Source organism: Peribacillus sp. JNUCC 23, from assembly GCF_053653995.1.
Genome location: NZ_CM132202.1, coordinates 984,719 through 998,596, shown reverse-complemented (window position 1 = coordinate 998,596; position 13,878 = coordinate 984,719). Strand labels below are relative to the sequence as shown.

Annotated in this window: 16 protein-coding genes; 4 read left to right on the top strand and 12 right to left on the bottom strand. The window is 38.6% G+C overall.

The window, feature by feature from the left end; genetic code table 11:
- Window positions 1-131 precede the first annotated feature (131 nt).
- Together JNUCC23_RS04810 and JNUCC23_RS04805 are read left to right on the top strand one after the other, a co-directional pair.
- A complete protein-coding gene (locus JNUCC23_RS04810) occupies window positions 132-2,087 on the top strand; it encodes an FUSC family protein (RefSeq protein ID WP_454214597.1) in 1,956 nt (651 codons plus the stop codon).
- Window positions 2,088-2,212: 125 nt separating this feature from the next.
- Window positions 2,213-2,509 (top strand): hypothetical protein, encoded by a 297-nt coding sequence (locus tag JNUCC23_RS04805; protein WP_403074222.1) that lies wholly within the window; start codon window positions 2,213-2,215, stop codon window positions 2,507-2,509.
- Window positions 2,510-2,567: 58 nt separating this feature from the next.
- Here the strand turns inward: JNUCC23_RS04805 and JNUCC23_RS04800 are convergent, their stop codons facing one another.
- Entirely contained in the window at window positions 2,568-3,275 is a 708-nt protein-coding gene (locus JNUCC23_RS04800; protein ID WP_454214595.1) for a DUF421 domain-containing protein, read from the bottom strand.
- Between the two features lie 371 nt (window positions 3,276-3,646).
- Between JNUCC23_RS04800 and JNUCC23_RS04795 the strand changes: the two genes are divergently transcribed.
- A complete protein-coding gene (locus JNUCC23_RS04795) occupies window positions 3,647-4,150 on the top strand; it encodes a GNAT family N-acetyltransferase (RefSeq protein WP_403074226.1) in 504 nt (167 codons plus the stop codon).
- 270 nt (window positions 4,151-4,420) lie between these two features.
- Here JNUCC23_RS04795 and JNUCC23_RS04790 read toward each other — a convergent pair whose 3' ends face one another.
- The 8 genes from JNUCC23_RS04790 to JNUCC23_RS04755 form a co-directional block, all read right to left on the bottom strand.
- Window positions 4,421-4,642 carry a YdbC family protein gene (locus JNUCC23_RS04790; RefSeq protein ID WP_403074228.1) on the bottom strand — a complete coding sequence of 74 codons (222 nt, stop codon included), beginning with the start codon at window positions 4,640-4,642 and terminating at the stop codon, window positions 4,421-4,423.
- Window positions 4,643-4,665: 23 nt separating this feature from the next.
- The gene (locus tag JNUCC23_RS04785; protein WP_062183727.1) at window positions 4,666-5,019 is read right to left on the bottom strand and encodes a Na+/H+ antiporter subunit G; all 354 of its coding nucleotides are present in this window, start codon (window positions 5,017-5,019) and stop codon (window positions 4,666-4,668) included.
- The gene (locus JNUCC23_RS04780; RefSeq protein WP_062183731.1) at window positions 4,997-5,281 is read right to left on the bottom strand and encodes a Na(+)/H(+) antiporter subunit F1; all 285 of its coding nucleotides are present in this window, start codon (window positions 5,279-5,281) and stop codon (window positions 4,997-4,999) included. The genes JNUCC23_RS04785 and JNUCC23_RS04780 overlap by 23 nt, the downstream gene beginning before the upstream one ends.
- Window positions 5,269-5,757: a Na+/H+ antiporter subunit E gene (locus tag JNUCC23_RS04775; protein ID WP_062183734.1), complete on the bottom strand. Its 489-nt coding sequence runs from the start codon at window positions 5,755-5,757 to the stop codon at window positions 5,269-5,271. The genes JNUCC23_RS04780 and JNUCC23_RS04775 overlap by 13 nt, the downstream gene beginning before the upstream one ends.
- A 263-nt stretch (window positions 5,758-6,020) precedes the next feature.
- Window positions 6,021-7,511 carry a Na+/H+ antiporter subunit D gene (locus JNUCC23_RS04770; protein ID WP_062183737.1) on the bottom strand — a complete coding sequence of 497 codons (1,491 nt, stop codon included), beginning with the start codon at window positions 7,509-7,511 and terminating at the stop codon, window positions 6,021-6,023.
- Window positions 7,504-7,842, bottom strand: coding sequence for a Na(+)/H(+) antiporter subunit C (locus tag JNUCC23_RS04765; RefSeq protein ID WP_454214592.1), 339 nt, complete (start codon window positions 7,840-7,842; stop codon window positions 7,504-7,506). The genes JNUCC23_RS04770 and JNUCC23_RS04765 overlap by 8 nt, the downstream gene beginning before the upstream one ends.
- A 1-nt stretch (window position 7,843) precedes the next feature.
- Complete coding sequence (locus tag JNUCC23_RS04760; protein WP_403074234.1) at window positions 7,844-8,269, bottom strand: Na(+)/H(+) antiporter subunit B; 426 nt, start codon at window positions 8,267-8,269, stop codon at window positions 7,844-7,846.
- Window positions 8,266-10,653 (bottom strand): Na+/H+ antiporter subunit A, encoded by a 2,388-nt coding sequence (locus tag JNUCC23_RS04755; protein WP_454215987.1) that lies wholly within the window; start codon window positions 10,651-10,653, stop codon window positions 8,266-8,268. The genes JNUCC23_RS04760 and JNUCC23_RS04755 overlap by 4 nt, the downstream gene beginning before the upstream one ends.
- 305 nt (window positions 10,654-10,958) lie before the next feature.
- Between JNUCC23_RS04755 and JNUCC23_RS04750 the strand changes: the two genes are divergently transcribed.
- Window positions 10,959-11,645, top strand: a complete 687-nt coding sequence (locus JNUCC23_RS04750) for a universal stress protein (protein ID WP_403074236.1) — start codon at window positions 10,959-10,961, stop codon at window positions 11,643-11,645.
- 91 nt (window positions 11,646-11,736) lie between these two features.
- Here the strand turns inward: JNUCC23_RS04750 and JNUCC23_RS04745 are convergent, their stop codons facing one another.
- From JNUCC23_RS04745 to JNUCC23_RS04735, 3 genes are all read right to left on the bottom strand, one after another.
- Complete coding sequence (locus tag JNUCC23_RS04745) at window positions 11,737-12,300, bottom strand: tyrosine-type recombinase/integrase (RefSeq protein WP_403074238.1); 564 nt, start codon at window positions 12,298-12,300, stop codon at window positions 11,737-11,739.
- 263 nt (window positions 12,301-12,563) lie between these two features.
- The gene (locus JNUCC23_RS04740) at window positions 12,564-12,734 is read right to left on the bottom strand and encodes a hypothetical protein (RefSeq protein WP_454214590.1); all 171 of its coding nucleotides are present in this window, start codon (window positions 12,732-12,734) and stop codon (window positions 12,564-12,566) included.
- A gap of 372 nt (window positions 12,735-13,106) precedes the next feature.
- Window positions 13,107-13,868, bottom strand: a complete 762-nt coding sequence (locus JNUCC23_RS04735; protein WP_454214588.1) for a 3-hydroxybutyrate dehydrogenase — start codon at window positions 13,866-13,868, stop codon at window positions 13,107-13,109.
- Window positions 13,869-13,878 lie beyond the last annotated feature (10 nt).

Here is a 13,878-nt window from a genome sequence, read left to right as displayed (position 1 = left end):
AAAGAGTGCTTCTTGAAGTTTTTACTTAAGTTTCTTTTTATCTTTTTCAGGACTTATTTCTAGACACATAGAAAGTGTAGAAACAAGGGAAGATTAAACATAACTACCAATGAAGGTAAGGAGGCTTCATCATGGCCAAAAATGAAAAAATCAATCCTTCTCCTGAATCAAATTCGCTCGTTACGACGATTAAACAAGCATTTGAGATTAAAAAAAATCCTCTTCCGTGGACAAAGGCGTTTTGTGCTGGACTATGTGCAGCCTTACCTAGTTTGATTGGCTTGATACTAGGGAACTTTCAATACGGCTTGTTGGCAGGAATCGGCGGCTTCACATACCTGTATGTTTTTAATGAACCCTATGCACAAAGAGCGAAAAAACTACTTTCTGTTCTGCTTTTCCTTACTTTTGCCGTTTTTTTAGGAACACTTGTCGCCCCTTACCCCATTTTGTCAGCGTTAATGATAGGTGGTATTGGAGCGATTGCAACTTTTATTTTTGGAACCTTAAAAATCCCAGGACCTGCCGCAGTTTTTTTAGTTTTAGGTTTTGCCATGACGACAGGAATGCCGATAGATCCATCGCTTGCTCCACTGCGTGCTGGTCTTATTTTTCTTGGTGGGACTTTATCATGGCTGATTGCTATGGCCGGCTGGTTTTTCAATCCACATGGACCAGAAACAACGGCTGTAAAACGAGTCTATCGTGAATTGGCTTCTTTCCTCGATTCAGTCGGTACGGAAACATTTAATGACGCTAGAGAAAAAACGGTGGTAGCGATGAAAGAGGCAAGCCATACACTTATAGCAGGGTATATCTCTTGGCAGAGCTCTGATTTCTATAAACGGTTGTACTTATTAAATGAACATGCAAGTAGCATTTATTTGGAAGTTCTTGACCGATCAGTAGAAAAAAATAAGAAACTCCCGTCAGAATTAGGTGAATCCGTTAGGGCTCTAACAAGCTCTATTGAAGCTAATAAGAAAAGCACCCCTGATAGAATTCTGCAACCAGATCAGGATGATGAAGCCGTGGACCATTTATTCACAAGCGTTTATAATGCGGATGCGATCATGAATGAACCAATGTCCAAGATTAATCGCGAAATTCAAATTACAAAACAGTCCGTAAAGACCGTTTTTTTAGGTGCTTTTGACAAAACTTCGATTGTCTTTCTAACAGCTGTCAAGTACGGAATTATTCTTACGATTGCAGCTCTGATTGCCTACGCATTTGAGTTTAATCGATCTTATTGGGTGCCACTTTCCTGTGCTTCAGTCTTGTTAGGTTCGACCATTATGAGTACCTTCCTCCGTGCCATACAAAGGTCAGTTGGCACCATTATTGGCGTTGTAATAGCGAGTCTCATTCTTTCGATTCACCCAGAAGGATTTTTTATCAGCATGATCATCCTGCTTTTAACATTCCTTACCGAACTTTTTATTGTACGTAATTATGCCCTTGCTACGATGTTTATCACCCCAAACGCGTTAGTGATGGCAGAAAGCACGACTCAGATGCATAACATGCCATTTTTCGCTACAACACGTATTATCGATATTATAATTGGCTGTCTGATTGGTCTTCTAGGGGTACTACTAGTAGGCCGGACATCTGCTTCTGGTCTGCTCCCTCATTTAATCGCAAAAACGATTAGAAGCCAAGCACAGTTCTTACTCATGTTGTTTTCTGAACAAAGAAAAGATTTTCATTTTGAAAAAAGCCGAGTACATATTAAAATGCATACCAATCTAACCAATTTAAGAACAGTATATACGACTGCTTTAGGTGAGCGTCCAAGCAATAAAAAAGCTTTAGAGTTTCTCTGGCCCGTGATATTTTCCATCGATCAGTTGGGATACTTACTAGACTCTTCCTTGAAAGACTTGGATCGGCCTGTTCTTTCTGAAGAAAAACTTGCCCAATTTCTTTATATTTTAGAAACCTTGGCACAAACCGCAGAATATCATCGCCCATACGTAGAAAAGGACGTTCCTGATATAAATGGATTTTCCAAAATACAAAAGGAGATTATTTCCTTGCAAAATGCGATGAACGTTTGTGAAAAAAATCAATATAAAAGCTGAGTCCTTTCCAATATTAAAGGATCATGCCTTTATTTACACTAATTTCTTCTCCCTCTCTTTTTGCTGAATATATTCCTTTAGTTTTAGGAACTATAGTAGAGAATAAATTCGAAAGGGGTATAATCATGTATAACAAATGGCTTCTTATGTTAGCAGGGGTATCTTTATCCGTAATATTGATGACGGGATGCAATAATAATCAGGAGCCACCTCCACCAGAAAATAATGTGAAGACTCCAGCTCCAGTAGATGAAAATGTAAATGATACAAATGATTTGAATGATCAGGATAACGGCACAGCCCCAGGCGTGGATAAAAATGATAACATGCTTAAAGATGATGAAAATGATAATGCCCCAGATCCAGAAGATCCAATTGAAGATCCGAAAGATATGACAGATCCAGATAATAAAGACGAGTAATTTTAAGAGAGGGTGTCCCATCGTTTGGGACACCCTCTCTTCTCCTTTAGAGTTCATACTATTTGACGTATAAAAAGATTTTTATATGATAGTTGTGGTCCATTGTTGCTAGTAAGATTTCTTTTACTCCCAGATTGTATGTATTCTTAATTTCATTGGTCAGCCATAATTCATCTTTGCCGGTTCGTTTTAATTCATTGAGGTCCATTTTCCCTTCTTTAATAATTGTACTAGGATAATGAAAGGCTTTTGTTACTAATTGTAAATCCGAGGGGGTTACAGCTTGATGTTGGGGGTTAATAAAAAAAGAAATAGTACCATCTGGTTCCCATAATGCCAGTGAAATTTTTTCAGGTGCTTCGATCTTCTCCTTCCTTAATTCAGATAATAGTACGTCGAGAGATATCCTAGCCTTAGACAAACCTTTATACATAATTTGTCCATCTTTAATAAGAGGAATTGGGGAGCTTTCAACAAATTTCCGAAACATACTCCATTTAAGGCTGGCAAATACACCAATTAAATACAAAAAGACTAATACGGTAATCGTAGTCAATGACCCTTTCAAATCTAGTTCTGGATCAGACAAAGGGTGAGCAATAATATTGCCAATTATTAATGCCATAACAAAATCAAGTAAACGTAACTGAGAAAGGGATCGTTGCCCCATCAATTTTGCAACTAAGAGTAAAAAGAAGAAAGAGACAATAGCCCTTAAGATCCACTGTATTTCGGTAAGTGATTCCTGGCTCTGGAAAAAGTCCATCTAAATTCACATCCTCAATATCTGTTCGTTCTGCCGGTTGATTATTGTTTATTATTAGCTAAATTGGCGACAAGTATGAGGATAAATTGAAGGGAATATCGGGGAAAAGTGTAGATAAAAAAGGGCCAATAACGAAAGTGTTACCCTTGTAAGCATCTTCTTATGTAAAACATAGTGAATTCCATTAATGAATACCTCTTTCACTTTCAACTGATAACGTGTGCGCATCCGACTAGAATTAGAGTATTGGAACATGATTTTAAGAAACACGTCTTTCTTCATATACCTTTACTATCCATGCTAAAATAGTATGAATGTAACAAGGGAAAATCAGGTTAAAAATACATAAAATTCAAAAGGGGATGCTTGTGATGAAAATCCGCAAAGCTTTAGAAAGTGAATTAGATTGGATTCGAAAACAAAGAGTACAAGCATATGAAGAACATTCACAAAGTGTTCCAGAAAGTCATTGGTTCGCACTAAAACAATCGGTAACATCGGATGCCGATGCACAACTAGGGGTAGAATGTTTAGTAGCTGACCTTAACGGAGAAATAGTAGGAAGTGTTGCTTTGTTTCCAGCTAAACTTGATGCCTATAAAGGTCTTGTCGATATGTTAGATTATCCGGAAATAAGAATGCTTGCCGTCTCACCTCAGGCAAGAAACAAAGGCGTTGCCTCGGCATTAATCCATGAATGTATTAAGCAGGCCAAGGTAAATGGTTCTCAACACATCGGTTTACATACTGCTGATTTCATGGAAGGTGCTATGCGGCTGTATGAACGTATGGGGTTTGAAAGACTGCCTCAGTTTGATTTTCAACCAGCTGATGATGGAATCATCGTAAAGGCATATCGACTTTCAATCAAATAAGTAAACACAGAATTGGTACCGTGTGTAGCCATCATTAGATTAGAATTCCTAAAAAAATTCAGGGAGAGCAATCGCTGACCCTGAATTTTTAAGTATTCAGTAAGTTCATTCATCCTAGATTCCCTTGAACTTCTTGCCTATAGATGCAGGGTCGTTCTTCTATAGGAGCATCCCGCTAAACAAATCCATTACCCAATTATACGCATTTTCCGCTCCAACCACTTCTACTAATACCGCCTCAAATTTTCCTTAGCATATAAAGATTGAAAGCTACAACTCCAGACCATTCAACAAATCTCTTAACGCTCTGACCTCATCCAATGTTAAAGTGAGCCCCTTCCCCATTTTTTCATGTTCAGGTGCCCAATCTCGTAGATCAAATTTGGGTTCTTTGCCGTTCCAGCTAATCAGATTGAGTTCTTTGTTCCATCCTTTTGGAGATTGCGAAATGGAACCGATATTTTCTTTGATTTCATATTTGATTTCTGCCATGAATATCCCTCCTAAATAAGCAATTAGTCTCTCTCTAAAACTTCTTTCAAATCATCCTGAACACTTTCTTTTGCCAGCTCTACATTTGAGCGATAAGCAGCTCGGCAAATAAGATGAGCCGCAACCGGAGCAGTTAGGAACACAAAGAAAATACCCAAAATCAAGCGGATACTGAAATATCCATCCGTTATCCAGAAATAAAGTAATGTCCCGAGTAGCGTACAAAGGACACCGAGAGTTGAACTTTTGGACGCTGCATGTGAACGGGTATACACATCAGGTAATCGAATTAAGCCGACTGCGCTAAGAAAGCTAAAAAGCGTACCGACCAAAATAAGGACAGCAGCAATGACTTCACTTGATACGTTTGCGTTCAATGACAACACCTCTTTCGATAAATCTTGCAAAAGCTATCGTTCCGACAAACGAAAGAATACCGAGTATCAAGATGATTTCTAGTAAGGCATGAGTATGAAACAAAACAGAACAAATGGCCACACCCCCAATTAAGCTAATGCTTATTGTATCTAACGCCTGAACCCGGTCAGGCATGGAAGGCCCTTTTATTACCCGGTAAAGAGCAACTATCATAGAAAGGGTCAAGAAAAATAAAGAAATCATCAAGATTAATTTGAACATTTACGAGTCACATCCTTAATGGCCTTCTCAAATACTTTACTCGACTTAATAACGGCATCGCTAGATTCTGGAATGTCCATCGCATGAATGTAAAATACCTTCGAATCCGAAGAAATTTCAACCACAACAGAACCTGGGGTTAAAGTCAGGAGTAAAGCGAGTAGAGTAACTTCCAAATCCCCTTCTAATTCCGTTTTCAAAGAGAAAATTCCCGGGGTAATATTGATCCTCGGCCGTATCACTTGTCGAATCACAAGTACACTTGACGTAATCAATTCTCGAATGAAGACGAGAAATAATTTCAAAATAGAAAGAAAAGTAATCAAATAAAAGGTGTGAGGAAAAAAACGACGCATCAGAAAAAGAATAAGCAACCCAACTAAATAGCCGCTAAAAAAAGTTAACACGCTCCATTCATCTTGAAGAAACATCCATAATAGAGCAATAAATAGATTGATTAATACTTGGAAAGGCATATTCATTCACCCCTTTCAATCATTTCAAAAAATACAGGACAAGCTTTTGACAGGCAAACTATATGAATTGTAGCTTTATCTCGATATATACTATCAACGCGCCTTTGGTAGCTTACGAGGAAAATAGCGATCAAACTCTAAAGGTGTCTTTACCAAATTTACGCAATCATCTTTTTCACAGTAAGCTAGACGCTCAATACGGACAGACAAATTAGGTTGCCTACGTCATTTCAGATCGTTTCCCAAGCAATAACTGACTTATCCTAAGGCATTACATTTCCCCGAAATACCGCTTCGATATAAAGCTTCGGGTTCATTAAACTTTCAGCTGCAAGATTCACATACTCAAAAATCCCCTCTGCCCCTACTCCTAAAGCAATGGTCGCAACCGTTAGAAGGCCAATAGGGAACATCAATCCTTTCGTTGTCCCTTTTTCCATCTCTTGACTTAAATAGGTTTCACCCCAAAAGCCGTTCATAAAGATTTTCATGATAGAAAACAATACCATTAAGCTCGTAATGAGACCCATTGCACCGAGCCAATAGTACCCTGTTTCAAACGTCCCTTGTGTAATAAAAACTTTGCCAAGAAAACCACTCAATGGCGGAATCCCTGAAAGTGATAGTGCGGCGATAAAGAACATCCAGCCTAAATATGAATGTGTGCCTATGAGTCCACTGATTTCTTTGAGCTTACTCGTTCCAGTAAGATGAATCATCGTTCCACCAATAAGGAAGATAAGGGCTTTAATAATCATGTCATGAATTAGATAGGAAATGGAGCCAGCCATAGCCACTGGCGTAAAGGATGCCAAACCTGCCATAATAAACCCTACCCCTACCATGACGTTATACGTAAGGATTTTTTTAATATCCCAATAAGCAATGGCTCCGATGGCGCCTAACAACATCGTCAATGCACCTAAAACCCCAATAATTAAATGAGTGATTTGCGGCTCATGATAAAATACAAGCGTGAACATACGAAATAAAGCATATATCCCTACTTTTGTTAGTAATCCTGCAAAAAGAGCAGCAATGGCAGTTGGCGGGGCACTATAAGAGCCAGGCAGCCAAAAGAATAGGAAGAGAGCAGCTTTCATACTAAATACAATTAAAAACAAAATCGCAACGGTTGTCATGAGTCCATCTTGTCCTGCCTCAGCAATACGCACAGACAGATGAGCAAGGTTTAAAGTCCCTGTCATCGCATATAAATACGCAATCGCCACCAGAAAAAGGAAGGACGAAACGATATTTGTCAGGACATATTTAATCGACTCCCGTAACTGTTTTTTCGTTCCCCCTAAGGAGATAAGAACATAAGACGAAATCAACATCACTTCAAAACAAACGTATAAGTTAAATAAATCTCCAGTTAAAAAGGAGCCATTAACCCCTGTAATAAGGAATAAAAACATCGGGTAAAAATATGACGCTTCTCGCTCTTTCCCAATGGAACGGAAAGCAAATAGTAAACAACATAACGAAACGAAACTTGTTGTGAGAAGAAGCAAAGCGGAAAACATATCTGCCACCATGCTAATCCCAAAAGGAGCCTGCCATCCACCTAACTGAAGGGTTTGAATTCCCTTCGTTCTAATTTGCGCCATCAGAAAAACCGATACCCCTCCAGTTGCTAAAATGGCAAAGACACTAAAAGCCCGTTGAAACCGGATATTTTTCCGAAAGATAACCATAATCATCCCAGTAATTAACGGGATAATAATTGGCAGTAGTACAATATTATTCATCTTCATTACCTCTCATTTGCTCCGAATCATCCGTGCCTACAACTTGATACGTGCGATAACATAGCACTAAAAAAAGTGCAGTCACGGCAAAATTAATGACGATCGCTGTTAGAATTAACGCCTGGGGTAAGGCATCTGTATAAGAAAGGTTATTCTCACCTAATAGCGGGAGACCCCCTTTCTTTAATCCGCCCATCGTAAGAATGAGTAAATTGACCCCATGACTGATAATGGATGCTCCTAATACGATCCTTAACAAAGTTTTCGACAATATTAAATACGTGCCTATTGAAAATAATAGTCCAACAAGGATAGACATTAATGTTTCCATCTTATCGATCCTCCGCAATACTCATAATAATCGTGACAGCTGTTCCGATGACAGCCAATGCCACTCCAAAATCAAAAATAACGGCGGTGGCAAGTTCAGTCTTCCCGAAAATAGGCAAGTTGAAATAATTGAATGTTTGACTTAAAAATGGGGCATCGAAAACCAAACTGCCTAGACCAGTAAGTACAGCAATTAATACTCCACTTGCTGTAACCACCTTAAAATCGATTGGAATGTTTTCACGAACCCATTCAATATCAAAAGCCAAAAGTAGCAGAGTCAAGGCTGACGCAAAACCAAGTCCTCCTATAAATCCTCCACCAGGGTCATGATGACCAGCGAAGAAAAGATCAATAGAGAATGTCAGGATAATCACGACAGCCACTTTTGTAACTGAATGTAAAATGACATCATTTGGCTTCTTCATTCCTTATCCCTCCCTGTTAATCGAAGCTTTATTAATGTGTACACTCCTAGACCTGCGATACACAGAACGGAAATTTCCAGCATTGTGTCAAATCCACGGAAATCAACCAGGATTGCGTTTACGATGTTTCTAGCACCAGCAAGCTCATACGAGTCCTCAAAATAGCTTGAAATTGGTTTAAAGAGACGGTTTCCATTGACAGACAACGCTAAGATAGTTACAACCATGCCTACTCCAATAGAAATAATGAGGTTCGTCGCTTTGAATCGCATTCGACCGATATTCTTGCTGAAATCTGGTAGATGATAGAAACATAATAAAAACAAAGCAGTTGTCACAGTTTCAACGACCAATTGAGTAAGTGCTAAATCCGGTGCTCGGAAAATAACGAAAAGCATGGATACTAGAAAACCGAGAGCACCAACAGCAATAAGGGAAGTCATCCTTGACTTTGAAAAAAGTACGGTACATGCAGCAATGACCATCCCTGCTACTAATCCACCTTCATACATACTAATCGGCGCATCATTTGAAGAATCAAAGGATATACCATTCAACAGCCAAATAGCCCCACCTAACATCAGAATCATAAATGTGAATATATAGACTAAATAGTCACGGATCGAGCCCGTCATATAACGGTTCGTCAATCGATATGAAATAGACTCAGTTTTCTCAATTCCCTGATTATAGAGATGATCTAATGTCAACGATTGAGGAAAAACTCCATAGATTCTGATCCATTTTTTCAAATAAATGAACATGAATAGACCTAAGGCGACAACCCCAATTGTCATGAATAACTCTGTATTCCAACCATGCCAAGCACTAATTTGTACATGAGCGCCACCATTTTGAGCAAAATCCGGTAAGATGGCGACGACGGCTGGCTGAAGAAGGTACTTTGAAACGACATTTGGGAAAAAGAAGATGGCAATAACAAGAGAAGCTAATATGATCGGTGGAATCAGCATCCCGATTGGAGCTTCATGTGCTTCCTTTTCCAGCCGCTTTGGTTGATACTTCCCTGTAAATGTTTTAAATACGAGAATCATACAATAAATGAATGTGAAAACACTGGCTACCCATGCAAGAACAGGAAAAACCATTCCGAAAGTCTCCATATTAAACACATTCAGTTGCGCGGCCTGTAATACACCTGTGAAAAACAGTTCTTTGCTCAAAAAACCGTTAAATGGAGGCAGACCTGCCATGGAAAAACTACCAATAATCGTAAGCGTAAAGGAAATTGGCATAAGATGCATTAAACCGCCTAATTTACGAATGTCACGCGTTCCTGTTTCATGGTCAATGATGCCGACGACCATAAACAGACTTCCTTTAAAGGTAGCGTGGTTAATTAGGTGAAAAATGGCGGCTAAAACAGCCACTGCATACATCGTTGACTCATCGCCATGTCCAAAATACATCGCAGCGGACCCCAAACCAAGTAAGCTCATAATCAACCCTAATTGACTAATCGTCGAATAGGCCAATAATGCTTTTAGATCCGTTTGTTTTACGGCATTTACAGAGCCATATAGTAAGGTAATCATCCCTACTCCTGAAACAATCCAAAACCATTCCGAGCTACCTCCGAAAACAGGGGTAAATCGGGCAACTAAGTAAATCCCTGCTTTTACCATCGTAGCGGAATGCAAATAGGCACTAATCGGTGTCGGTGCTTCCATTGCATCAGGTAACCAAGTACTGAATGGAAATTGGGCAGATTTTGTGAAAGCTCCTAATAGAATTAAAATCATAGCTGGAAGAAATAAAGAATTTGCAATCATGCCATCTACTTCGGTTATCATTTCACGAATGCTATATGTATTTGTCATCATGGAAAGCATGATGAATCCACTAAGCATCGCAAGCCCCCCGAATATCGTGATAAGCATCGATTTTAGAGCACCTTGACGGGATTTTTTTCGATGTGACCAATACGCAATTAATAAAAACGAGGAGATACTTGTTAATTCCCAAAAAACATATAAGACTAGAATGTTATCAGAGAAGACAAGCCCAAGCATCGCACCCATGAATAAAAGCAAATAAACATAAAAGTTATGAAGTGCTTCGCGGTGTTTTGACATGTAATAAATGGAGTATAGAATAACGAGCGCGCCAACCCCAGTAATCAGAAGGCCAAAAATCAGACCTAATCCGTCCAAATAAGTGGTGTAATTAATACCTACAGACGGAATCCACGGTATCGTATTATGAATGGTCTCCCCCTTAGAAATAGCCGGGATATAACGTAATAGATAGATGAATAATGTAAGCGGCACAAAAAATACAAACCAACCCGTATGAACGCGTGGTGTAAAGCGTTTATAAATGAGTGGAACAACTATTGCAAAAATAAATGGAATCAATATCATAATGGGTAACCAATTCAATCAATCCCCCTCCTTTTATTAAAATTGTGAATATAATGAAGCAGGTGTCTCATAAGGGTCCGATCTCGTACTCTTAATCAATTTGTAGTGTTTCATACATGTAAAATGTACTGGATTTAGTTGTTGCGGGGTCTGACCCTTTGCATTAAAACATGCTCTCCTAAATAGGCATTCCTGGAACTTTCTTTATTTGATTGACTGTTGATGAACCATAAGCTATAGTCATACATAGTTTAACGGAATGTAAAATCCTGTTACATTCACATCAACTCGAGGTGAACTTAAAAATGAAGAAATTGAAAGGGCGTATGGATGAAAGCATCCTCGTCTGCGTTTATTATGGACCAAACGGAGAGCGCCTCATTCAACGTGGCTGTAAAATTGCAAATATGCTTGATTGCCCACTCTATATCCTAACTGTTGACCCAAAACCATTTGATGAATTGGATGCGGAAAAATCATTTTATATTGAAAGATGGAAACAATTAGCAGATCAACATAGCGCCGAAGCATTTATCATTAGAGATAATGAAAAACGGCCTGTTACTAAAGTAATTGCTGAAATAGCGAGGGAAAAACATATTACACAGATTATTCTCGGTCAAACAGCTCAAAGCCGTTGGGAACAAATCGCAAGGGGATCCGTAATTAACTCGTTATTACGTGAAATTCCATTTATCGATCTTCATATCATCTCAGTTGCTCGTTCGCTTAAAGACGAAGAGGGCCACTTTGAGAAAGGAGTCCGTGCATACCTTGTGAAAGAAGGAGACTATTACCGAGTTACCTTCATTCATACAAAAAATGTTGAATTTGAAGGAATCTTCTTCAAAGAACATGGCACTGATTTTAATAATGGTATTTTCAAATTCATGAAAAACAAAGAAACGCTACAAGTTCATGTTACGGATGACCTTATCCATGATTTAACGAATGTTGACATGACGCTCGAAACATATGACGATCAACAATAACGATATACAATCCTCCGCTAGGTGATTTTAGTGGAGGGTTTTTTGCCGTTAATTGATTGATCTAAAAACGTCAGTCCTCTCCTCTGACCTTTTACAGATTAACATCCACCTTTATCAGTTGTTCCTCAGACTTTTCAATTCCTAAATAACGTAAGGTTTCTGCTGGGTAATGGTGATGATAAATCGACATTAAAATGGAAATCGCGATCCCTTTGCGATACGCATGATATCCGAAAGTTTTTCTAAGAGTATGTGTACCTATTTTCCCCGTGATCCCCACTTCTTTCGCTGCATGGTTTATGATGCGATACGCTTGCTGGCGTGTAATCGGCTGTGCATTCTTTTTTGACTTAAAAAGATAGTCACTGCTCGTAAAGTCTAAACTTTCCAAGTAATTGTTTAAAACACATTTCACGCTATTATTTATATAATATGCCTTCTCTTCATCATTCTTATCATCACGGAGACAGAGAAATTCTTTTACCTTTGTCCCGTCCCAAATATCAGCCACTTTAAGCGAAAGTAAATCACTAATTCTAATCCCTGTGTTAATCCCAAATACAAAAAGCAATAAATCCCGCTTTGATTGCTTCTCTAAAACTTCTTTCATTGCAATAATATTATCGATGTCTTTTATCGGATCGACATACTCCATCGGCTTCCTCCTAATGTTACTTAATTATATGTTAACAAAAACTAAGTAACATTACAATTTTGAAAACCTTCAAAAAGGCAAAAAAAGGCTGTCCCATAACGAAAGGGGCAGAACCCCACATCTACTTAATATCGTTTAAATGACACAATAAACGGTATATAAAGTGTGAGGTCTGACTCCTTGGGAACAACCTTTTCCAAATGATTCTATCGTTTTTTAGGTGAATATTTCCTCTCAAAATCGAATGGACGTATACGCTGGAATTATAATATCCTTTGTAACCCCCACATAACAATCGCGACAATCGGTACGAGTACCCATACATTATGACCAAACATGCTTCCATGATTCTGGTTCTGCTTTTCCATTTGGTCTAATCTTTTAATCACTTCATCTAACTTATGCTCAAGATCAAGATTTTTTTCTTCTTCCATCACGCTCACCCTACTTTCTTCTATATATACATCTTTATATCTTATTTTCAATGCATGAAAAGAAGACCTGAAAGATTGGACTGTAGTCATTCCAAGAAGATTACTAGACTTTGCCGGTAGCTCTTTTAAAACAACACAAAGAGGATGTCCAAGAAGGGGCTGACCTCGCACTCAGCACATGGTTTATAGTGTTACTTACACTATAAACTGTATGTAGGCGTTGCGTGATCTGACCCTTATTTATGGGACATCCTCTAATTTGTCTGTCATTCTTCACATATATCTACTATGAGCGATACATCTAGAGTTGCTGAAAATGCACTTATACCTATTCGGACAAGATCCATCTAAAAATAGCTAGGTACAAGCAAATTAAATCCCGCCTGTAACCCCGATTCCTTCACCCGTAATTGCAGCTGCACCGTCTGAAGCTAAGAAAACAGCTGTAGCACCAATTTCTGAAGGCTCAAGTAAACGTTTCATCCATTGCTTACCTAAGATGTGGTGATTTAGCGCTTCTTCTACTGTTGTTCCATCCTGTGCTGCTAGTTTCGGTAATTGTTTCTCAATTAATTCTGTACGTACTGGTCCAGGCATAATCGTATTACATGTGATACCGTCTTGTGCCGTTTCTAGTGCTGTTACTTGAGTAAATCCTACTTGGCCATATTTAGCAGCGCAATATGCAGATTTATAAGCATCAGGCACTCTGCCATGTGCAGAGGATATATTAATAATCCGTCCTTTTTGTTGTTTTTTCATAGTAGGAAGAACATGTTTTGTCATTAAGAATGTTCCAGTCAAAATAACGTTGATTAAAAGATTCCATTTCTCTAAAGGGAAATCTTCTACTGGAGAAATATGTTGCAGACCTGCATTATTAACTAATACATCAACAGTTCCTCGTTCAGCAATGATTTGATCAATAGCAGTTTTCACATTCCCTTCGTTTGCAACATCAACTTTATATCCCTTTGCATTTCCTAGCTTTGTTGCTGCACTTTCTGCTGCTTCTAAATTTAAATCCAAGATTGCTACAAAGTCCCCATTATTTATGAAAGATTCTGCAATGGCATAGCCAATCCCTTGTGCTGCTCCTGTTACGAGTACTGTACGTTCTTTTTGTGTTGTCATGATTCTTATC

What these genes read in the sequence shown, in the direction of transcription:
- JNUCC23_RS04810 (WP_454214597.1), top strand. Translation starts at nt 132, where the DNA reads ATGGCCAAAAATGAAAAAATCAATCCTTCTCCTGAATCAAATTCGCTC.
- JNUCC23_RS04805 (WP_403074222.1), top strand. Translation starts at nt 2,213, where the DNA reads ATGTATAACAAATGGCTTCTTATGTTAGCAGGGGTATCTTTATCCGTA.
- JNUCC23_RS04800 (WP_454214595.1), bottom strand. Translation starts at nt 3,275, where the DNA reads ATGGACTTTTTCCAGAGCCAGGAATCACTTACCGAAATACAGTGGATC.
- JNUCC23_RS04795 (WP_403074226.1), top strand. Translation starts at nt 3,647, where the DNA reads ATGAAAATCCGCAAAGCTTTAGAAAGTGAATTAGATTGGATTCGAAAA.
- JNUCC23_RS04790 (WP_403074228.1), bottom strand. Translation starts at nt 4,642, where the DNA reads ATGGCAGAAATCAAATATGAAATCAAAGAAAATATCGGTTCCATTTCG.
- JNUCC23_RS04780 (WP_062183731.1), bottom strand. Translation starts at nt 5,281, where the DNA reads ATGTTCAAATTAATCTTGATGATTTCTTTATTTTTCTTGACCCTTTCT.
- JNUCC23_RS04775 (WP_062183734.1), bottom strand. Translation starts at nt 5,757, where the DNA reads ATGCCTTTCCAAGTATTAATCAATCTATTTATTGCTCTATTATGGATG.
- JNUCC23_RS04770 (WP_062183737.1), bottom strand. Translation starts at nt 7,511, where the DNA reads ATGAATAATATTGTACTACTGCCAATTATTATCCCGTTAATTACTGGG.
- JNUCC23_RS04765 (WP_454214592.1), bottom strand. Translation starts at nt 7,842, where the DNA reads ATGGAAACATTAATGTCTATCCTTGTTGGACTATTATTTTCAATAGGC.
- JNUCC23_RS04760 (WP_403074234.1), bottom strand. Translation starts at nt 8,269, where the DNA reads ATGAAGAAGCCAAATGATGTCATTTTACATTCAGTTACAAAAGTGGCT.
- JNUCC23_RS04755 (WP_454215987.1), bottom strand. Translation starts at nt 10,653, where the DNA reads ATGATATTGATTCCATTTATTTTTGCAATAGTTGTTCCACTCATTTAT.
- JNUCC23_RS04750 (WP_403074236.1), top strand. Translation starts at nt 10,959, where the DNA reads ATGAAGAAATTGAAAGGGCGTATGGATGAAAGCATCCTCGTCTGCGTT.
- JNUCC23_RS04745 (WP_403074238.1), bottom strand. Translation starts at nt 12,300, where the DNA reads ATGGAGTATGTCGATCCGATAAAAGACATCGATAATATTATTGCAATG.
- JNUCC23_RS04740 (WP_454214590.1), bottom strand. Translation starts at nt 12,734, where the DNA reads ATGGAAGAAGAAAAAAATCTTGATCTTGAGCATAAGTTAGATGAAGTG.
- JNUCC23_RS04735 (WP_454214588.1), bottom strand. Translation starts at nt 13,868, where the DNA reads ATGACAACACAAAAAGAACGTACAGTACTCGTAACAGGAGCAGCACAA.